This is a genomic window from Necropsobacter rosorum (genome assembly GCF_964241405.1).
GTDB classification, from domain to species: Bacteria; Pseudomonadota; Gammaproteobacteria; order Enterobacterales; family Pasteurellaceae; genus Necropsobacter; species Necropsobacter rosorum.
Genome location: NZ_CAXSXF010000006.1, coordinates 34,910 through 55,783, shown reverse-complemented (window position 1 = coordinate 55,783; position 20,874 = coordinate 34,910). Strand labels below are relative to the sequence as shown.

Here is a 20,874-nt window from a genome sequence, read left to right as displayed (position 1 = left end):
TTCTTTTAGGTAGATCACAAAAGAAAGATTGCAACGATTGCCATTCTGTATATAATACCAGTTGTCATGTATATAAAAACAGGGGGAGAACTATGGCATTCACGAAAGCACTTACCGCACGCCAGCAAGAAGTTTATGATCTGCTAAAACGCCATTTGGAAACCACCGGTATGCCGCCTACCCGCGCGGAAATTTCAAAAGAGCTGGGATTCCGCTCACCGAATGCGGCGGAAGAGCATTTGAAAGCACTGGCCAGAAAAGGGGTGATCGAGATTATCTCCGGCGCCTCGCGCGGTATCCGGTTACTGGCTAACGAAGATGAAAACGAAGAAGAGGGATTACCGCTGATCGGGCGCGTCGCCGCGGGCGCACCGATTCTCGCCGAACAGCATATCGAAGGCACTTACCGGGTCGATGCCAATATGTTTAAACCGCAGGCGGATTTTTTACTGAAAGTCTATGGTCAGTCGATGAAAAACATCGGCATTCTGGACGGTGATTTACTTGCCGTACACAGCACCAAAGATGTGCGCAACGGTCAGGTTATCGTCGCCCGCATTGAAGATGAAGTGACGGTAAAACGTCTGGAACGGAAGGGATCAATCATTTACCTGCACGCCGAAAACGAAGAATTCGAACCGATTGTCGTTGATCTAAACCAGCAGGCGGATTTTGAAATTGAAGGCATTGCGGTGGGCATTATCCGCAATAACGCCTGGATGTAAGCCCTTCAGATTATCGGCACGCCTTTACGCCCTCCGGCAAGCCGGCCGATAATCGCTCGTACTACAGTACCTACCGTCGGCGGCATACTCGTCGCATACCAATATTCCCCTTGCCCTTTATCCGCGTTGTCTGTATAATCGCACGCCTTACAGTCATATTCAATTTTCGTTCCTTGCTTCCGCAAGATTGGTGACTGGTCTTACCGTCGGAGGCTGATTAACCCGTAAGGAGCAGTAATGCGTCACTACGAAATCGTGTTTATGGTTCACCCGGACCAAAGCGAACAAGTACCGGGCATGATTGAACGCTACACAGGTTCTGTAAAAGAAGCCGGCGGTCAAATCCATCGCCTAGAAGATTGGGGTCGCCGTCAGTTAGCTTACCCAATCAACAAATTACATAAAGCACATTATGTGCTGATGAATGTAGAAGCGCCTCAAGAAGTCATCGACGAGCTAGAAACAACTTTCCGTTACAACGACGCAGTTCTTCGTAACGTAATTATTCGTACTAAGCACGCCGTAACAGAAGCGTCCCCAATGGTTAAAGCGCGTGATGAACGTAAAGCTTTAGCTGAAGTTGAAAACAACGATTTTGAGGATGCTGAAGAGTAATTTGACCATTCACAACCGTTTATCATTAATCGGACAAATTGCCGATTTTCCTAAACGGACAACCAGCCCTAACGGCGTCGAGCACTGTCGCTTTTATCTGGAACATCGTTCCGAACAGCAGGAAGCAGGATTGGCGCGCCGAGCATGGTGTAAAATGCCGGTTCAGATTAGCGGCGGGCAATTAATGGAAAAAACTCAAAGCATTACGGTCGGCAGCAAATTACTGGTAACGGGGTTTATTACCTCCCATAAATCGGCAAACGGTTTAAGCCAGATTGTATTGCATGCCGAGCAAATCGAATTTATAGATTAGGAGACTAGCCATATGGCACGTTATTTCCGTCGTCGTAAGTTCTGCCGTTTCACAGCGGAAAATGTGGTAGAAATCGATTACAAAGATATCGCGACATTAAAGAACTACATTACAGAGAGCGGCAAAATTGTTCCAAGCCGTATTACCGGTACTCGTGCGAAGTATCAACGTCAGTTAGCCCGCGCCATCAAACGCGCACGCTATTTAGCGTTACTTCCGTACACTGACAATCATCAGTAAGCAAGAGAGGATACGGTAATGCAAGTAATTCTTTTAGATAAAATCGTTCACCTCGGTAACGTAGGTGATCAAGTGAACGTTAAACCGGGTTATGCGCGTAACTTCTTAATTCCGCAAGGAAAAGCGGTTATGGCAACCAAAGCTAACGTTGAACACTTTGAAGCGCGTCGCGCCGAATTAGAAGCCAAAGTTGCAGAAGAACTTGCTGCGGCACAGGCTCGCGCGGCGAAGTTAACCGAACTGGCAACTGTGACTATCGCCTCCAAAGCCGGTGATGAAGGCCGTTTATTCGGTTCGATCACAACTCGCGATGTGGCGGAAGCAGTAACAGCGGCAGGTGTTGAAGTGGCGAAAAGCGAAGTTCGCCTGTCAACCGGCCCGATTCGGACAACCGGTGAGCACGAAGTGCGCTTCCAGCTGCACGGTGAAGTATTCGCAACATTAAACGTCATCGTTGTTGGTGAATAATTCCCTGTCATACTGATAAAACCCGGTATTTTGCCGGGTTTTTGTTTCTCATGAGATAACATTCTTTCCTTGCTTTCCCCTGTTCGGGGTGTCAAACTTACACTACTTTATTCCACACAAGGGAATTTCTATGGCTCGCAAAACGACAAAAAAAACCACCGCACTTCATGATCCGAATTATCAGCAGGAACTGGAAAAATATGGCAATCCGATTCCCAGCCGGGAATTTATTTTAAGCATTATCCGCGACCATAACGCACCAATGTCGAAAGAAGAAATTCTGGCCTCACTCGACATTCACAACGACGCGCAACAGGAAGGCATGCGCCGGCGGTTACGGGCAATGGAAAACGACGGTCAGCTGGTTTTCACCAAACGCAGCCGTTATGCTCTGCCGGAAAAACTGGATCTGCTAAAAGGCACGGTTATCGGCCATCGTGAGGGCTACGGATTTTTACAGGTGGAAGGAGCGAAATCCGACTGGTTTATTCCCAACGGACAAATGCAGCGCGTAATGCACGGCGATTATGTGCTGGCACAGCCGAACGGGTTTGATCGCAAAGGGCGTCCCGAAGTGCGCATTGTGCGGGTGCTGGAAAACCGCAAAAAACAGCTCGTCGGCCGCTTCTTTTTAGAAGAAGGCATCGGTTATGTGGTGCCTGACGACAGCCGCGTCAACCGCGATATTTTAATCCCCGACGAACACCGCAAAGGCGCCCGCATGGGGCAGGTGGTGGTGGTCGAACTGAAACCGCGCACCGCATCCTTTACCCGCCCGGTCGGCATGATCAAAGAAATTCTGGGCGAAAATATGGCAAAGGGCATGGAAACCGAAATCGCCATTCGCAATCATGATATTCCCCACGTTTTCCCAAGTGCGGTGCAAAAACAGAGTAAAAAATTCACGCAAGAGGTGCCGGAAGAGGCGAAACAGCATCGGACGGATTTACGTCATTTGCCGTTGGTGACCATTGACGGCGAAGATGCGCGCGATTTTGACGATGCCGTATATTGTGAGAAAAAACGCGGCGGCGGTTGGACGCTCTGGGTGGCGATTGCCGATGTCAGCTATTATGTCCGTCCGCGCAGCGCACTGGATACGGAAGCCTATAACCGCGGCAATTCGGTGTATTTTCCCAATCGCGTAGTGCCCATGCTGCCGGAGGTTCTGTCCAACGGCTTATGCTCGCTGAACCCGCAGGTTGACCGCCTCTGTATGGTGTGCGAGTTAACCTTATCGGCAAAAGGCAAAATGACCGGTTATCGTTTCTATGAAGCGGTGATGAATTCACACGCCCGCCTCACTTATACCAAGGTGGCGCGCATTCTGGACGGCGACGAAACATTATGCCAGCGCTATCAGGCGCTGGTGCCTCACCTACAGGCGCTGCATGCTATGTATCAGGCGTTGATTAACGCCCGTCATCAGCGCGGCGCCATTGATTTTGAAACCATTGAGAGCAAATTCGTATTCAATGCCATGGGGCGTATCGAACGCATCGAACCGGTAATACGCAACGAGGCGCACAAAATCATCGAAGAATGTATGATTCTTGCCAATATCGCGGCGGCGAACTTTATGCAGCGCCACGACGAACCGGCACTTTACCGTATCCACGCCGGGCCGAGCGAAGAAAAACTGCTCGCATTCCGCGCGTTTTTAAATGAATGCGGTTTAACCTTGGGCGGCGATAAAAAACCGACCACCGCCGATTACGCCAAATTGCTGGAAACCGTGCGCGAACGGCCGGATCACGAACTGATCCAAACTATGCTGCTGCGTTCGCTGAGCCAAGCGGTATATGATCCCGATAATATCGGTCACTTCGGTCTGGCATTGGAAGAATATGCCCATTTCACCTCGCCGATCCGGCGTTATCCTGATCTCACGTTGCACCGCGGCATCAAATACCTGCTTGCCAAACAGCAAGGTTCGAAACGCAAAACCACTAACGGCGGCGGTTACCATTACTCCGCCGATGAGATGGCGATTCTGGGCGAACACTGTTCCATGACCGAGCGCCGCGCCGACGACGCGACCCGCGATGTCGCCGATTGGCTGAAATGCGAATATATGCAGGATCATGTCGGCGAAGTATTCGACGGTGTGATCTCCTCAGTGACCGGTTTCGGGTTCTTTGTTCGTCTCAATGATTTGTTTATCGACGGCTTGGTGCACATTTCGACCTTAGACAATGATTATTATCAGTTTGAGCCGGGAAAACAGCAGCTTATCGGCGAAAACAGCGGCATGGTTTACCGTCTGGGCGACAGCGTCAGCATCCGCGTCGAGGCAGTCAGTCTGGAACAGCGTCAGGTGGATTTCGCCTTGGTTTCCAGCAACCGCAAGCCGCTGCGCGCCGGCAAAACGGCAAGAGAAAAAGCCAAGCAAACGCTGCGTTATGCCGACAGTATCAAAAAACAGAAAAGCAAGGCAAAATCAGAGCGGAAAAGTACTAAAAAAACCGGCACCAAGAAAAAAAGTGCGGTAAAAAAATCAACTGTTTCCGGCCGCAAATAAAGTTGTTATCGAAAGGCTACGGGCGGTGCGCATCACCGCCCATTATTTTAATCATTTAAGCTCAATAATAATCAAGGAAAACTATGTCTGAAAATATTTACGGCATCCATGCCGTCAACGCCTTCCTCGCCAATGCGCCCGAGCGTTTGATTGAAGTGTATGTGCTGAAAGGCCGAGAAGACAAACGCTTGCAACCGATGGTTGAGGCGCTTCACCGCTTCGGTATCGCAATACAGTTCGTCAACCGCGACACGCTGGATAAAAAAGCCGCCGGCGAAGTGCATCAGGGTATTATCGCCCGCATACAAGCGGCAAAAGAGCTGAACGAACATGATCTGGACAATATTCTGCACAATCACCGCGCGCCGTTATTATTGGTGCTGGACGGCGTCACCGATCCGCACAATCTGGGCGCCTGCCTGCGTACCGCCGATGCGGCGGGGGTGTGCGCCGTTATTGTTCCGAAAGACAAATCCGCGCAACTGACGGCGACCGCGCGCAAAGTCGCCTGCGGTGCGGCGGAAGTCGTCCCGCTGATCCGCGTGACCAACCTCGCGCGCACCTTACGGGATCTGCAGCAAAAGCATAATATCTGGGTGGTCGGTACGGCAGGCGAGGCGACGGAAACGCTGTATCAAAGCAAACTGAACGGCCCGCTGGCGCTGGTTATGGGAGCAGAGGGCGACGGTATGCGCCGACTGACGCGCGAAACCTGCGATCAGCTGGTCAGCATTCCAATGGCAGGCTCGGTATCCTCACTGAATGTGTCCGTCGCCACCGGCGTGTGCCTGTTCGAAATCGTCAGACAGCGCACCCGTTTCTGATCATTTTGACATCGCCACTTTATCAAGCACCGGGTTATTGGTAAAATTTGCCGTCATTGACACAAGATAATCAGGATTCAGTATGTTACAAAAATTAATATGTTCCGCAGTGAGTTTAGTGATGTTAGGCTGCTCCTGGCATGCCCGGCCGGATACTTTCCCGGCCGAATTCGCCAACGCGGATTATGTATTGTCCGACAGCGACGCGCAGCGCTGGGTTGCCGCCAGTCGTCAGGCGGAACAATGCGTTTACCCGAATTTAACCCGTATCCAGCAGGAACATTTTTCTAAAGAAGACGCGTATATTCATTCTCAGTATGTCTTTTTCTACCCGCTGGAAAGCGTGATCGGCGCCGATTATGTCAAAATGATTCAGGGCGATGAAAAATCCATGGGCTATGCGCAATATCAATACAAGAAATTCAAAGAGACCGAATTCGAGCCGCTGCCCGACGCACAATGCACCGTACTGCGCCTGAAAGCCCGCGATGATCTTGCCGTCGTCAAAGGTCAATATAAAAGCGGTATGGTGGAAGAAACCAACAGCGACGGCAGCAAAAGCAGCGACGGCGTCGCCACCAACCAGAATAAATTCTTCTTTGATATTATCAAATGGGGCTCGGCGTTATTATTGTAAGCGCTGAAATACGCGTTAAAATTTATAAAAAAATAACCGCACTTTGTTTGTCAATAATAGATTTTCTAAAGTGCGGTCAAATTTTTCATCGTTTAAGCCCTATTTCAGCTTAGTCAGAAAATATTCTACAAAGAGATTGAGATGGTTTTCTAATATTATCTTACTCTCCTAATTCCTGAAGTTTCGCCATCAAATTATCGTGTTTTAAATTACTTAATCGTTCTTCCAGAATATCAATTAAACTATTCAGAGAGATTTCTTTAACTAAAATATTATCGCTGTCTTTAATAATTTGTGTTTTTCCTTTGGTGATAATCCAAATTTGCTTATTATTGGTCGTATTCAGACTGATTTCTTTTTTATCAATTGTAATCTGAGTTTTGTTTAATCTATTAATATAATTTTCGATTTGATCCTTTTTATAATCTTTATAAAATTCGGATAAAGTACAATCATATAACACTTCCAACGCCTTAATTTTAAAGAAACCGTCCGCATTACCCGCTTGTTTTGCGCGCGGATATTGATAGGCATCGGTTAAACCCAACAGTTTTAAGATGGTAAAACAATAATCCTCAAACACATAGGGATCAGAAATAAAATCGGCATTCGTTCTGATTGTTTTCACAATATTGGCAATGGTACTTTGAAGATCAATACTGTTTTTACTTTCCGCTTCTTTCGTTTTGCTAATATTGACTGCGGATAAAAAGCCGTCTTTACCGACCCGGATTTCAAAATAAACGACATCATCTTTAGCCAGATCTGAAAATGTCAAGCCGGAAGCAAGATTAGACTTGCTGAAATAAATATCCTGCTTTCCATCAATATTAAAAATAAATCCGGATTCTTTTTCTTGATTCAGCGTTTTAATTTTACTTTGTTGTATTCCGACCGGAAATGCAGGTATAACTTTATTGGCGAAACATCCTTCTTCAGAGACAACATTAGGTAAAAACCGTACTTCCATCCCAACCGAAAGCTGTTCAAAATTAACGTTAATCAGATCAACTTCTCTAAAATAAAAATCCTTTTCTGAGATTCCATGTATTTTATGAATAAAACCAAAGCGTTTTTCCATATTTAATGTTTTAATTTTACCTGTAACTTTCTCAGCCATAATATCTCCTGTTTAAAAAGAAAAATGGATAATAAATTAATTTATTATCCATTATATATTTATTATTTAAAAGCAACCCTTGCATTTCTAAACAACCGCATCCAGGCGCCGTCTTCGCTCCAGTCTGCCGGGTGCCAGGAGTTGCTGACGGTGCGGAATACGCGTTCCGGGTGCGGCATCATGATAGCGATGCGACCGTCGGTATTGGATAAGGCGGTGATGCCGTCCACCGAACCGTTCGGGTTGGCCGGATAGGTTTCCGTCGGCTGTAGGTTGTTGTTGATATATTGCACCACAATCAGGTTCTGCTCGCGCAATTGCTGTAGCTGCTGCACATGTTTAAATTCCGCCCGGCCTTCGCCATGAGATACCGCAATCGGCATATGGGAACCGTCCATGCCGGTAAACCATAGGGAATTGCTGCGGTTAATACGGACTAAAGCGGCGCGGGCTTCAAAACGCTCGGATTTATTACGCACAAAACGCGGCCAGGCTTGTGCACCCGGAATAATATCGGTAAGGTTGGAAAGCATTTGGCAACCGTTACACACGCCTAACGCCAGTGTATTCGGGTTCTCGAAAAAGGCGGCGAATTGATCGCGAAGTGCGGTGTTAAATAAAATAGATTTCGCCCAGCCGCCGCCGGCACCCAGTACGTCACCGTAAGAGAAGCCGCCGCAAGCCACCAGCGCGTTGAAATCCTGCAGATTCCGGCGGGCGGAATGCAAATCGCTCATGTGTACGTCAACGGCTTCAAAACCGGCGCGATCAAACGCCGCCGCCATTTCCACATGGCTGTTAACCCCTTGTTCGCGCAGAATGGCGATACGCGGTCTGGCTCCGCTGGCAATATAAGGTGCGGCGATATCTTCGTTTATATCGTAGCTCAGATGCGCCGAGAAACCTTTGTCGGCAGGATCCTGCTTGGCGGCAAATTCCTGATCGGCGCATTCCGGATTATCGCGCAGGCGCTGCATTTGGTGAGTCAGTTCCGCCCAGATTGCGCGTAAGGCAGAACGTTTTTCCGCCAGCAACACTTTATTGCCGCGGGTAATTTCAAATTCATCCTCTTCGGTGACCGTGCCCAGTTCTTTGGTTAAATGAAGCAACCCATGCCGGCTCAACACGTCGCGAACCGCCGCTAAATCGCTCTCCCGCACCTGAATGACCGCACCGAGCTCTTCACTAAACAGTACGCTCAGATCGTTATCACCCAACGCGCTGATATCCACGGACACGCCACAATGGCCGGCAAACGCCATTTCCGCCAGCGTGACCACCAACCCGCCGTCGGAACGGTCATGATAAGCCAGTAATTTTTCCTGCCCTACCAGAGTTTGCATCGCATTAAAAAAGCCTTTCAGCGTTTCGGCGCTGACGACATCCGCCGGCTTGTCGCCCAGTTGCCGATACACCTGCGCAAGTGCGGTGGCGCCCAGACGGTTTTTGCCCTCGCCCAGATCAATTAATAATAAACGGCTGCCGCCTTGATCGGTGCGTAATTGCGGCGTCACGGTTTTGCGCACGTCTTCCACCCGGGCAAAGGCGCTGATGATTAAAGACAACGGCGCAGTAACGGATTTTTGTTCACCGTTTTCATGCCAGGTGGTTTTCATCGACATGGAATCTTTCCCCACCGGAATCGTCAAGCCGAGCTGCGGGCAAAGTTCCTCGCCCACCGCTTTGACCGCCGCATACAGCCCAGCATCTTCACCGCAGTGACCGGCGGCGGACATCCAGTTGGCGGATAATTTAATTCGTTTGATATCGCCGATATCCGTAGCCGCGATATTGGTAATACTTTCCGCTACGGCCAAACGGGCGGAGGCGGTGAAATCCAGCAAGGCCACCGGCGCCCGCTCGCCCATTGACATTGCCTCGCCGTAATAGCTGTCCAGACTGGCGGTGGTCACCGCACAGTCCGCCACCGGAATCTGCCACGGGCCGACCATCTGATCGCGCGCCACCATGCCGGTAACCGAACGGTCGCCGATCGTAATCAGGAAGGTTTTTTCCGCCACCACAGGCAGACGCAATACCCGGTACAACGCTTCCTGCACACCGATTTCATCTTGCAAAAGCGGCGGATTTTCCACCGCACTTGAGCGCACATCGCGGGTCATTTTCGGCGTTTTACCCAATAATACGCCCATCGGCAAATCGATCGGATTATTGTCGAAATGCGCGTCATGCAACGTCAAATGCGCCTCAGCCGTCGCTTCGCCGATGATGGCATAAGGTGCGCGTTCGCGGCGGCAAAGCTGTTCGAATACGGCTAATTTATCCGCTGCCACGGCCAGCACATAACGTTCCTGCGATTCGTTACACCAGATTTCCAGCGGTGACATGCCGCGTTCGTCACATAAAATATTGCGCAGCTCAAATTTTCCGCCGCGCCCGCCGTCATGCACCAGCTCCGGCATGGCGTTGGATAAACCGCCGGCACCCACATCATGAATAAAGGCGATCGGATTGTCTTCGCCCAACTGCCAGCAGCGATCGATCACTTCCTGACAACGGCGTTCCATTTCCGGGTTGTCGCGCTGTACAGAGGCGAAATCCAAATCCTCTTTTGATTTGCCGGAAGCCATCGATGAGGCCGCGCCGCCGCCCAAACCGATATTCATTGCCGGCCCGCCGAGGACGATCAGTTTCGCTCCGACCGGAATCTCGCCTTTTTGCACATGTTCAGCGCGGATGTTGCCGATACCGCCCGCCAGCATAATCGGTTTATGGTAGCCGCGCACTTCTTCCCCGTTGAAGCTGTTGACTTTTTGTTCATAGGTACGGAAATAGCCGAGTAATGCCGGACGGCCGAATTCGTTGTTAAAGGCCGCACCGCCCAATGGCCCGTCAATCATAATATCCAGCGCGGAAGCAATCCGGCTCGGTTTGGAGAGCGGCGCTTCCCAAGGCTGTTCAAAGCCCGGAATCAATAAGTTGGAAACGGAAAAACCGACCAGTCCCGCTTTCGGTTTGGCGCCGCGGCCGGTGGCGCCTTCATCGCGGATTTCGCCGCCGGAACCGGTCGCCGCGCCCGGGAACGGCGAAATTGCCGTCGGGTGATTGTGGGTTTCCACTTTCATTAAAATATGCGTATCTTCATTATGATAACGGTACTGACCGTCCTGATCGGGGAAGAAACGGCCGACCTTAGAGCCTTCCATCACCGCGGCATTGTCTTTATATGCGGACAACACATAATCCGGTGTTTTTTCAAAGGTATTTTTAATCATTTTAAACAGGGATTTTTGCTGCTTTTCGCCGTCAATCACCCAATCGGCGTTAAAAATTTTATGCCGGCAATGTTCCGAGTTAGCCTGCGCGAACATATACAGTTCAATATCGTGCGGATTGCGCCCAAGTGCGGTGAAATTTTCCACTAAATAATCAATTTCGTCCGCCGCCAGCGCCAGCCCTAAATCCGCATTCGCCGCCACTAACGCCTGACGGCCACCATTGAGAATATCCACCGTGGTAAAAGGTTTCGGCGCCTGATGCCGGAACAATACCTGCGCCTGTTCCGGCGTGCGGATCACCGTTTCCATCATGCGGTCGTAAATATGGGAGACCAACTGCTGTTCTTCGGCCTCACTTAATGGGCGTGTCATATCAAAATAAAACGCCAGACCGCGTTCCAGCCGCAGCACTTTGTCCAAACCGCAGTTATGGGCGATATCCGTCGCTTTCGACGACCAGGAAGAAATCGTCCCCACCCGCGGGATCACGATAAAACACTCGCCGGCCGGTTCGTGCTGCGCCAGTGTCGGGCCGTATTGCAATAACCGGGTCAGTTTCTGCGTTTCATCGGCATTCAGCGCCTCGCTCAGTTCGGCAAAATGCAAATATTCCGCATAGCAGGATTTAACCGGCAAGTCGGCTTTCTGGAAACGTTGCGCTAAGTGATTTAAACGGAATGAAGACAAAGCGGGTGAACCGCGGAAAACCTGTAACATAAACTTTTTACCATGGGTTAGAGTTGAGAAAAAACGGGAATATTATAAAGGAATTTAAACGGAAACGAAAACGTTTGCGCCGCATAACAGAAAAAACGCCCTTATTTCTCAACAAGGGCGTTTCGGCATACCGGCTGGCAATTAACCCATACCGTATTTTTTTAATTTTTTGCGCAAGGTACCGCGGTTGATACCTAACATGGTTGCCGCACGGGTTTGATTGCCGCGGGTATATTGCATAACCATATCCAGCATAGGGTGTTCAACTTCCGCTAAAACCAATTCATAAAGATCGTTCACATCCTGACCGTCTAACTGTGATAAATAGTTTCTTAACGCCTGTTTCACTGAATCGCGCAGCGGTTTGTTGGTGACCTGAGATTGTGAATTTAAAACTGAAACCGTTAACGCTTCAGCCGGATTACGTTGTTGTTCTAACATGTCTCTCTATCCAATTGAATCAAATTAAAATAATCTTCCAATGCCGCGAGCTGCCCTGCGGCTGTCGTAATGGCATTAAAAGTCTGTTTAAAACCGGAATTAGGTTGAATTCCCTGTAAATACCAAGCCACATGCTTGCGTGCTATGCGATACCCTTTTCCCTCACCGTAAAACCGGTGAAGCGCACGGATATGGCGCAAAATCACACCGCACTTTTCCGCTAAACTTGGTGGTGAAACTATCGAATCCGCTTCAACTAAAGCCGCCACCGATTGAAAAATCCATGGGTTGCCCAGTGCGCCGCGTCCGATCATGATTGCATCCGCACCGGTATAATTAAGCACATCCAATGCTTTACGGGCGGATGTAATATCGCCGTTTGCGATAACCGGAATAGAAACCTGCCGCTTCACCGCGCCGATATTGTCGTATTCAGCCTCCCCTTCAAATAAACATTCACGGGTACGCCCGTGAACGGTTAAAGCCTGAATACCGGATTGCTCCGCTATTTTCGCGATTTCCACGCAATTTCTGTTTTTCCGATCCCAGCCTGTTCTGATTTTTAGTGTTACAGGCACATTCACAGCATTGACGACCGCTTCAAGGATCCGCCGAACCAAATCAGGATATTGCAAAAGTGCCGAACCGGCCATTCTGCGATTTACCTTCTTGGCGGGGCAGCCCATATTAATATCAATAATCTGCGCCCCGTACTCGACGTTTACTTGTGCCGCCTGCGCCATTTCATCGGGATCGGCTCCCGCTATCTGTACGGCATTTATCCCTGCATCCTGATGATGAGACAGACGCAGTTTCGACTTTTCGGTATGCCAGACCTGAGGATTGGCCGACATCATTTCGGAATAAGTCAGACCTGCGCCGTAACGGGCGCAAATCCGCCGGAATGGTTGGTCGGTAATGCCTGCCATCGGCGCGAGAAGAACACGGTTTTTCAACTGATAAGATCCAATCCGCATTTTTCACTTCCCCGTTACACGCTAATCCAATCAAAGCCGGACATGCCGTTCGCCGCCTATCCGGCGACAAGGCGTGCTATCATACGCACTTTTACCCCATTTGAAAAGCATATTTTTTATACAAAATATAATTTTTTTTCAATTGTTTAACCGATGTCTAAATTTCGATAAATTAATTGCTAAAAAATAGACGGCGGGCTTGACAAGGTCAGTTTAATTTCCCCGTAATCCGGCACCATTCTTCTCTTACTTCGACAGGCGCAAGCGTAAAACGTTCGGCATAGGTTTCACACACTGACGATGCCTGAGTTTGCAAAATGCCGGATAAACAAAGTAGCCCGTTCGGTTTTACCAATTGACGGATAACGGGATACAATTCTTTCAGCGGCCCGGCCAGAATATTAGCCACCACCACATCCGCCTTTAACTCCGCCGGTTGATCCGAGGCTAAAAACAGCTGCAGCCGCTCGGCCACGCCGTTGTGCTGCGCATTATTGCGGCTGGCCAAAATCGCCTGCGGATCGATGTCGATTCCTACCGCACTTTGCGCCCCCAGTTTCAAGGCGGCAATGGCCAGAATCCCGGAACCACAGCCGAAATCGATCACCGTTTTAGCGCGTAAATCCAAACCGTCCAGCCATTCCAGACACAAGGCAGTGGTCGGATGTGTGCCCGTGCCGAACGCCAAGCCGGGATCCAGCATCACATTCACCGCCGTGTCATCCGGCACTTCGCGCCAACTCGGACAAATCCACAGACGCTGACCAAAACGCATCGGATGAAAATTATCCATCCACGCGCGTTCCCAGTCTTTATCTTCAATTTGCTCAATCTTATAGGCGAATCCTGCCGGCAGCAGCTCGCTTTGTTCAAGTGCGGTTAAAATTTGCCGCATATCGGTTTCGGCATCAAATAACGCCATAATATCCGTATTGCCCCACAGGCGGGTTTCGCCCGGCAGCGGTTCAAAAATCGGCGTATCCTGACTGTCCATAAAGGTCACGGACACCGCGCCGATAGCCTGTAAATAATCACTGATGCGTTCCGCCATCTGATCCGTGCTGTTTAAACGGATTTGTACCCAAGCCATTGTTTATCCTATTTGTTTACCAACTCGTTGATTAATTTTAATAGCGACGGAAATTCGGTGCAGCCTTCACGATCCACGAAATGCCCGCCGCGCGGCAGACGAATATACACTGCCTGCAAATGTTTTGCCAGTGCGTCGCTATAGGTATGCGGCACGACGCTATCGTCCAGTGCCGAAATTACATAAGCCGGAAACGGCATGCAGGGCGGCGCAATGGCATACAGATTGGAAAACGGCGTTAATTCCGCCAGCCCTTCTACCGGTTGATAAAAACCGGAGACAAAAATCGCCGCCCGCGGCCGGGCATAGTTAAAGGCCAGAAAATTCAATACCGCAATCGACCCCAGACTGTGCCCGATGATGATCGTCTCGTCATCCATCTCCACATTTTGCTTTAAATAATCCAGCCATTGTTGTGCATTCGGCGTCTCCGCATTCGGCATAGCCAGAATATGACATTCCATCCCCCTAGCGGCCAATTGCTGCGCCAACCACGGAAACCAGTGTTTATCCGGATTGGCGCGATAACCGTGTACGATATAAACTTTGCGCATACTGTCTCCCTTTTATTGACTTACATTGCACTTTCTTTCGCCGATTTTATTGGCAAGTAAAAAGGCCAGCAAGCCGAATACCAATGACGGCACGATAGCATGAAAATGGAATAATTTAATGCCGACAGTGGTGAGTGCGATATAGCTGCCTAATCCCACCACCATTGAACCGATAGCGCCGTACGCATTGGCTTTCCGCCAGTACAGCCCTAACACGATAACCCATAAAAACGCCGCTTCCAGCCCGCCGAAGGCGAACAGGTTGAGCCAGATAATCATATCCGGCGGGTTCAAGGCCGCCACAATCAACAGTGCGGTCAGCCCCAGCGTAATTAACGATGAAAAACGGCCGATTTTTTTCTGATCCCTCGCCCTTTCCGGCTTCGCCGACAAATATAAATCCTTCACGAAAATGGAGGAAGACTGAATCAGTTGCGCATCAATGGTGGACATAATCGCCGACATCGGTGCCGCCAGAAAAATTCCCGCCACAATCGGCGGCAACACCTGCAACATCAACGTCGGAATCACCTGATCCGGCACGGTTAAATCGGGAATAATCGCTTTGCCCAGCGCCCCGGCCAAATGCATGCCCAGCATAATCACGGATAGCACGGCCGTGCCGATCAGCATACCGCGATGCAGGGCTTTGCTGTCCTTAAACGCCATGCAGCGCACCGCCGTATGCGGCAGCCCCACCACCCCGAAACACACCAGAATCCAGAAAGAAGCCATAAACTGGAAATCCAGCATGTCATTCGGGCCGTATGGCGTGACCAGTTCGGGATTAATTTCCGTTAATTTTTGCACCGCACTTTCCACCCCGCCGGCGGCATAAATCGTGCCGACCAGCAGAATAACGGTGCCTAAAATCATTACCGTGCCCTGAATCGTGTCGGTCAGCACCACCGCACGGAAACCGCCGATAAAGGTATAAAGCCCGACGGTTAAGGCAAAAATCAGCAAAGATTGGGTATAACCGATACCGATTGAGGTTTCCAGTAGCCGCGCACCGCCGATAAACTGCACCGTCATCGCGGCAAAAAAGGCGATTAACAGCGCCAGCCCTGCGATCCAGACCAGATATTTATTTTTATAGCGATACAATAGCAGGTCATTGATGGTCAAGGCATTGGTTTCGCGGGAAAGCAAGGCGAATTTTTTGCCCAGCGCGCCCAACGCCAGCCAGACCGCCGGCACCTGAATCATCGCCAGCAACACCCAGCCCAAACCGAACTTATATGCCGCCCCCGGCCCGCCGATAAACGAACTGGCGCTGGCATAGGTGGAGGCCGTCGTCATCGCCAGCACGAAACCGGTCATTGAACGGTTGCCCACATAATATTCGGTTAAAAAATCGCCTTTGGTGCGTTTTACATAAGCGTAAAGCGCCGCACCGAAAATAAAGGTCAGATAAATGACCAGCGGAAGCACAATGCCTAAATTCATTGATCTTCCCCCGCCGTGTTGTCATGTTCAAGCGGAATATCCTGATAGACGATCTTAATCACCCAATAGGCGACGACAATAAATAAAACCGGCAAATAAAAACAGGATAATTCAAACCATAACGGAAAACCGACAGGCCCGCGGGTATCCTGCGGCAAATAAGCGCACAGACACCAGCCGATCACATACAGCACCGTTAATCCCAGCGCCCAGCGGGCTTCTTTAGCCGCTTGGCGATAACGCGGATCCTTTTTCATTTTTGTCATACTCTGTGGTTTTAGTACTCATTTTCGCATAAAAAAATCCCTCCCTCCGTCACCGGAGGAAGGGAAATTCAACATCAATCCCGCATACCTAGTTTCTTTTCCAGGTAGTGAATATTGGTGCCGCCCTGCTGGAAGTTTTTATCCTCCAGAATTAATTCATGCAGCGGAATATTGGTTTTAATTCCGCTGATAATGGTTTCCGCCAAGGCATTTTGCATGCGGCGAATCGCTACTTCACGGCTATCGCCGTAAGTGATGAGTTTCGCAATCATGGAATCGTAATGCGGCGGCACGGTATAACCGGCATACACATGGGAATCCCAACGCACACCCAAACCGCCCGGCGAGTGCAAATGAGTGACTTTACCCGGCGACGGCAGGAAAGTATTCGGATCTTCGGCGTTGATCCGGCATTCGATCGCATGCCCTCTTACTTTGATATCCTCCTGTTTAAAGGAAATCGGCAACCCGGCGGCAATCCGCAGCTGCTCTTTCACCAGATCCACACCGGTGATCATTTCCGTCACCGGATGTTCCACCTGAATACGGGTATTCATTTCAATGAAATAAAATTCGCCGTTTTCGTATAAAAATTCAAACGTGCCGGCACCGCGATAGCCGATTTCCACACAGGCTTTGGCACAGCGGGAACCGATATCGCGCCGAATTTCCTCGGAAATCCCCGGCGCCGGCGCTTCTTCCACCACTTTCTGATGGCGGCGCTGCATGGAACAGTCGCGTTCGGCCAGATACACCGCATTGCCGTGCGTATCCGCCAGCACCTGAATTTCCACATGGCGCGGATTTTCCAGATATTTTTCCATATACACCATGTCATTATTAAACGCCGCTTTGGCTTCCGCTTTAGTCATGGCAATGGATTCTTCCAGCGCACTTTCGCTGCGCACCACGCGCATACCGCGCCCGCCGCCGCCGCCGGAGGCTTTGATAATAACCGGATAACCGATGCGTTTGGCAATCTCTTTATTTTTCGCCATATCGCTGCCCACCGGGCCGTCAGAACCCGGCACGCACGGCACGCCGGCTTTTTTCATGGCATGAATGGCGGATACTTTATCGCCCATTAAACGGATAACTTCCGCAGTCGGCCCGATAAAAATAAAGCCGGAGCGTTCCACCTGTTCGGCAAAATCGGCGTTTTCCGACAAAAAGCCATAGCCCGGATGAATGGCATCGGCGCCGGTCACTTCCGCGGCGGCAATAATCGCCGGAATATTCAAATAACTTTTGGCAGACGGCGCCGGCCCAATGCACACCGTTTCATCCGCCAGCAGAACGTGTTTCAGTTCGCGGTCCGCCGTAGAATGTACCGCGACGGTTTTAATCCCGAGTTCTTTACAGGCGCGCAGAATACGCAATGCAATTTCGCCGCGGTTAGCAATAACAACTTTTTCTAACATAAGAATTTACTCTTAGCATATTGTCGCAGGGCGAAAGATGCCCTACGGAAAGAATGGATTATTCGATGACGATCAATGGCTCGTCAAATTCAACCGGCTCACCATCATTAACCAGAATCGCTTTTACCACGCCCGCTTTATCGGCTTCAATGCGGTTCATCATTTTCATCGCTTCAACGATACACAGCGCATCACCGATTTTCACCGATTGGCCGAGTTCGACAAACACTTTGGCATCCGGGCTCGGGCTGCGGTAAAACGTGCCCACCATCGGCGAACGCACGATATGTCCGCTTAATTCTTCAGAAGCCGCCGCCGGTGCCGGTGTTGCCGGCGCGGACGGTGCCGGTGCAGGCGAGGCAACCGGTGCGGCCGGCACGGTATATTGCACCGCCGCTGCCGCCGGTGTGCCGCGGTTAATGCGCACGGATTCTTCGCCTTCGGAAATTTCAAGCTCCATAATGCCCGATTCTTCCACTAATTCGATCAGTTTTTTAATTTTACGAATGTCCATAATGATTTCCTGAAATACTAAAAAATTCGACCGCACTTTTTCATCAAAGATGACAAACAGACAAAAGTGCAGCGGGTTAAAATGCTATTCCGCTCGGAAGATTACCTGAAAATCACGCTGTTGGCGATAAAATTCTGTTAAATTCGTTAAAATTCAGGCTAATTTCGCTTTTTTCGCTAAATAATCCAGCGCATAGTGCAGGGCAAATTCATAACCCTGCGCGCCCAATCCGCAAATCACCCCCTCGGCGATATCGCTGAAATAGGAATGATGACGGAAAACCTCGCGTTGATGAATATTGGATAAATGCACCTCCACAAACGGAATGGCAACCGCCAGCAATGCATCGCGCAGCGCAACGCTGGTGTGGGTATAGGCCGCGGGATTAAACAGAATAAAATCAATTTGCCCGACACTTTGATGGATTTTCTCGATCAGTTTTTCTTCGCTGTTTGCCTGAAAGCAGTTCAACACCGCCTGATGCCGCGCCGCCAGTTGCTGCATATGCGCTTCGATCGCCGCCAGCGTCATACTGCCGTAATGCTGAGGTTCGCGTTTTCCCAACATATTCAAATTCGGGCCGTTTAATAACAAAATTCGTGCCGATTGCGACATAATCCTATCCTTTTTCTTTCAAATTGCTGCATTATAGCCTTTTTCTGCCAAACTTCAGTAAGCCGAATGCTGGTCAAACCAATGGAATGTCCGGCGTTTTTGCTGACGCCGGCAATCAATACGCCTGCGACATTGCGCTTAACATGTCAGTTCGGTGACAAACTCCGAGCCGATCCCCACCAGCGGTAGGGGCGAATCCGGCCATGCTCTCAGCACCTGATAATCCATCAGGCTCAGCGTATCCAGCCCCGGTGTTACATGCGGAGTATATTGTTGCGCGATTCTGGCCAGTTGCGTTAACCCCAGACTGCTTTCAATCGATGAGCTGATCACCGCTTTCAGCCCTTGTTGATGCGCCTGCGTAATCAAATCCACACAGCGCTCCAGTGAGCCGACCAAAGTCGGTTTAATAATAATTGCCGCCACATTCGGTTCGGCTTTGACCGCAAAATCCGGCTCGCGCACCGATTCATCCCAAGCAATGGCAATGCCGGTCTGCTGCGCAAATTGGCGGCTTTCCTCACGGGTTTTGCAGGGTTCTTCCAAAAACTGAATCCGGTTGCGATGTTCGGGCTTCACATATTTGGCGAACAGCTGCGCTTTGGCCGGCGTCCAGCTGCGGTTGGCGTCCAGACGCAAGGCTAAATCGGGAATAGCTTCCAGCAACATATCGGTGATCATGCCGTCGCGGTTCGCTTCATACATGCCCACTTTGATTTTCGCCACTTTTTCGCCCTGCATGCGGTTCAGCGGTTCGTACAGTTCGTCCGGGTCGCCGTAACACAGCGGGGCAACCTGATACAGCCCGGCCGGATGTAATGTGCCTTTCAATTCGGCGAGGGCGCAGCTTAAACCGAAGGCGACGGAAGGATAAAGCCCGTCCAGAGATAATTTTTCGTTGTTGCTGCGCGCCGCATCCCAGTTTTTCAGCCAAAGTGCGGTCTGTTTTTGCGCCATTTTCAGCGTTTCCCGGCTGAATTCCGGCAACGGCGCAATTTCGCCCCATCCCTCATTCTCACCGCATTTAATCCGCACCAGCAAGCCTTCGCGCCGTTTCAGAAAGCGATTACGCAGAATCAGCTGGCTGTCAACCGGGATCGAATATTGATAAAGATGATATTCACGCACTGTCATTGTTTTACCTTTATGGAGGCGTCTGAAATAAAGGGTGGACACCGCCACCCCGCCGAAATCAATCAATCCGTTACGGATTACGTTTGAATTTGCTGAAATCCGGCGCACGCTTTTGGTTAAAGGCGTTGCGCCCTTCCTGACCTTCTTCGGTCATATAAAATAACATGGTCGCATTGCCCGCCAGTTCCTGCAAGCCGGCCTGACCGTCGCAATCCGCATTTAATGCGGCTTTCAGACAACGCAGTGCAATCGGGCTGTTGCGCAGCATTTCGCGGCACCAGCGCACGGTTTCTTTTTCCAGCTCGGCATAAGGCACCACGGTATTCACCAGCCCCATATCCAACGCTTCCTGCGCGTTGTACTGACGGCATAAGAACCAGATCTCGCGCGCTTTTTTCTGCCCGACGATACGCGCCATATAACTTGCGCCCCAACCGCCGTCGAAAGAACCCACTTTCGGCCCGGTCTGACCGAAAACCGCATTATCCGCCGCAATGGTTAAATCACACATCATATGCAGCACATGACCGCCGCCGATAGCATAACCCGCCACCATCGCCACCACCGGTTTCGGGCAAGTGCGGATGTCGCGCTGAAAATCCAACACATTCAGATGATGTACCCCGCTTTCATCTTTATAACCGCCGTAATCGCCGCGCACTTTCTGATCACCGCCGGAGCAAAAGGCTTTTTCGCCCTGACCGGTTAACACGATAACGCCGATTTTTTCATCGAAACGGGCATCGGCAAACGCGTTAATCATTTCTTTGACCGTTTGCGGGCGAAATGCGTTGCGTACCTGCGGGCGATTAATGGTGATTTTGGCGATACCGTCGGCGGATTTATGATAAAAAATATCGCTATAGCCTTGGCTGCAATCCACCCATTCAATCGGCGCATAAAGTACATCGTCTTTTGGATTCTGCATACTGAATTCCTTTATTCTAATCGGTTGTTGAAAATCGGGTCATTATATCCCAATCTCCGCGCGACT

Annotated in this window: 21 protein-coding genes; 8 read left to right on the top strand and 13 right to left on the bottom strand. The window is 50.2% G+C overall.

Going from position 1 to position 20,874, the window contains the following annotated elements:
• Nucleotides 1-92: 92 nt before the first annotated feature.
• From lexA to ACESOH_RS10485, 8 genes are all read left to right on the top strand, one after another.
• Nucleotides 93-725: a transcriptional repressor LexA gene (gene lexA / locus ACESOH_RS10520; RefSeq protein ID WP_032092349.1), complete on the top strand. Its 633-nt coding sequence runs from the start codon at nt 93-95 to the stop codon at nt 723-725.
• A gap of 237 nt (nt 726-962) precedes the next feature.
• Nucleotides 963-1,340 (top strand): 30S ribosomal protein S6, encoded by a 378-nt coding sequence (gene rpsF / locus ACESOH_RS10515; RefSeq protein ID WP_032092350.1) that lies wholly within the window; start codon nt 963-965, stop codon nt 1,338-1,340.
• Nucleotides 1,327-1,653, top strand: coding sequence for a primosomal replication protein N (priB, locus tag ACESOH_RS10510; protein ID WP_373101072.1), 327 nt, complete (start codon nt 1,327-1,329; stop codon nt 1,651-1,653). Before rpsF ends, priB begins: the two co-directional genes overlap by 14 nt.
• 12 nt (nt 1,654-1,665) lie before the next feature.
• Complete coding sequence (gene rpsR / locus ACESOH_RS10505) at nt 1,666-1,893, top strand: 30S ribosomal protein S18 (RefSeq protein WP_005759927.1); 228 nt, start codon at nt 1,666-1,668, stop codon at nt 1,891-1,893.
• Nucleotides 1,894-1,911: 18 nt separating this feature from the next.
• Complete coding sequence (rplI, locus tag ACESOH_RS10500) at nt 1,912-2,361, top strand: 50S ribosomal protein L9 (RefSeq protein WP_032092352.1); 450 nt, start codon at nt 1,912-1,914, stop codon at nt 2,359-2,361.
• Nucleotides 2,362-2,491: 130 nt separating this feature from the next.
• Nucleotides 2,492-4,882, top strand: coding sequence for a ribonuclease R (rnr, locus tag ACESOH_RS10495; protein ID WP_373101071.1), 2,391 nt, complete (start codon nt 2,492-2,494; stop codon nt 4,880-4,882).
• An 83-nt stretch (nt 4,883-4,965) separates the two neighbouring features.
• The gene (gene rlmB / locus ACESOH_RS10490; RefSeq protein WP_373101070.1) at nt 4,966-5,706 is read left to right on the top strand and encodes a 23S rRNA (guanosine(2251)-2'-O)-methyltransferase RlmB; all 741 of its coding nucleotides are present in this window, start codon (nt 4,966-4,968) and stop codon (nt 5,704-5,706) included.
• 121 nt (nt 5,707-5,827) lie between these two features.
• Entirely contained in the window at nt 5,828-6,343 is a 516-nt protein-coding gene (locus ACESOH_RS10485; RefSeq protein ID WP_373101194.1) for a DUF5358 domain-containing protein, read from the top strand.
• 160 nt (nt 6,344-6,503) lie between these two features.
• On the opposite strand, the gene ACESOH_RS10480 is transcribed toward ACESOH_RS10485, so the two are convergent.
• The 13 genes from ACESOH_RS10480 to menB form a co-directional block, all read right to left on the bottom strand.
• Nucleotides 6,504-7,463, bottom strand: a complete 960-nt coding sequence (locus tag ACESOH_RS10480; RefSeq protein WP_373101069.1) for a cold shock domain-containing protein — start codon at nt 7,461-7,463, stop codon at nt 6,504-6,506.
• Between the two features lie 62 nt (nt 7,464-7,525).
• Nucleotides 7,526-11,419 carry a phosphoribosylformylglycinamidine synthase gene (gene purL / locus ACESOH_RS10475; protein ID WP_373101068.1) on the bottom strand — a complete coding sequence of 1,298 codons (3,894 nt, stop codon included), beginning with the start codon at nt 11,417-11,419 and terminating at the stop codon, nt 7,526-7,528.
• Nucleotides 11,420-11,560: 141 nt separating this feature from the next.
• The gene (fis, locus tag ACESOH_RS10470) at nt 11,561-11,860 is read right to left on the bottom strand and encodes a DNA-binding transcriptional regulator Fis (protein ID WP_032092358.1); all 300 of its coding nucleotides are present in this window, start codon (nt 11,858-11,860) and stop codon (nt 11,561-11,563) included.
• Nucleotides 11,854-12,837 (bottom strand): tRNA dihydrouridine synthase DusB, encoded by a 984-nt coding sequence (gene dusB / locus ACESOH_RS10465; RefSeq protein WP_373101067.1) that lies wholly within the window; start codon nt 12,835-12,837, stop codon nt 11,854-11,856. Before dusB ends, fis begins: the two co-directional genes overlap by 7 nt.
• Nucleotides 12,838-13,045: 208 nt before the next feature.
• The gene (gene prmA / locus ACESOH_RS10460; RefSeq protein ID WP_032092360.1) at nt 13,046-13,927 is read right to left on the bottom strand and encodes a 50S ribosomal protein L11 methyltransferase; all 882 of its coding nucleotides are present in this window, start codon (nt 13,925-13,927) and stop codon (nt 13,046-13,048) included.
• Between the two features lie 8 nt (nt 13,928-13,935).
• A complete protein-coding gene (locus ACESOH_RS10455; protein WP_373101066.1) occupies nt 13,936-14,481 on the bottom strand; it encodes an RBBP9/YdeN family alpha/beta hydrolase in 546 nt (181 codons plus the stop codon).
• Between the two features lie 12 nt (nt 14,482-14,493).
• Nucleotides 14,494-15,930 (bottom strand): sodium/pantothenate symporter, encoded by a 1,437-nt coding sequence (panF, locus tag ACESOH_RS10450; RefSeq protein WP_373101065.1) that lies wholly within the window; start codon nt 15,928-15,930, stop codon nt 14,494-14,496.
• Entirely contained in the window at nt 15,927-16,187 is a 261-nt protein-coding gene (locus ACESOH_RS10445) for a YhdT family protein (protein ID WP_373101192.1), read from the bottom strand. Before ACESOH_RS10445 ends, panF begins: the two co-directional genes overlap by 4 nt.
• An 83-nt stretch (nt 16,188-16,270) precedes the next feature.
• Nucleotides 16,271-17,617, bottom strand: coding sequence for an acetyl-CoA carboxylase biotin carboxylase subunit (gene accC / locus ACESOH_RS10440; RefSeq protein ID WP_373101064.1), 1,347 nt, complete (start codon nt 17,615-17,617; stop codon nt 16,271-16,273).
• A 58-nt stretch (nt 17,618-17,675) separates the two neighbouring features.
• A complete protein-coding gene (gene accB / locus ACESOH_RS10435; protein WP_373101063.1) occupies nt 17,676-18,131 on the bottom strand; it encodes an acetyl-CoA carboxylase biotin carboxyl carrier protein in 456 nt (151 codons plus the stop codon).
• Between the two features lie 153 nt (nt 18,132-18,284).
• The gene (gene aroQ / locus ACESOH_RS10430) at nt 18,285-18,746 is read right to left on the bottom strand and encodes a type II 3-dehydroquinate dehydratase (RefSeq protein ID WP_373101062.1); all 462 of its coding nucleotides are present in this window, start codon (nt 18,744-18,746) and stop codon (nt 18,285-18,287) included.
• Between the two features lie 138 nt (nt 18,747-18,884).
• Nucleotides 18,885-19,880, bottom strand: a complete 996-nt coding sequence (gene menC / locus ACESOH_RS10425) for an o-succinylbenzoate synthase (protein WP_373101061.1) — start codon at nt 19,878-19,880, stop codon at nt 18,885-18,887.
• A gap of 70 nt (nt 19,881-19,950) precedes the next feature.
• Entirely contained in the window at nt 19,951-20,808 is an 858-nt protein-coding gene (gene menB / locus ACESOH_RS10420; RefSeq protein ID WP_032092368.1) for a 1,4-dihydroxy-2-naphthoyl-CoA synthase, read from the bottom strand.
• Nucleotides 20,809-20,874 lie beyond the last annotated feature (66 nt).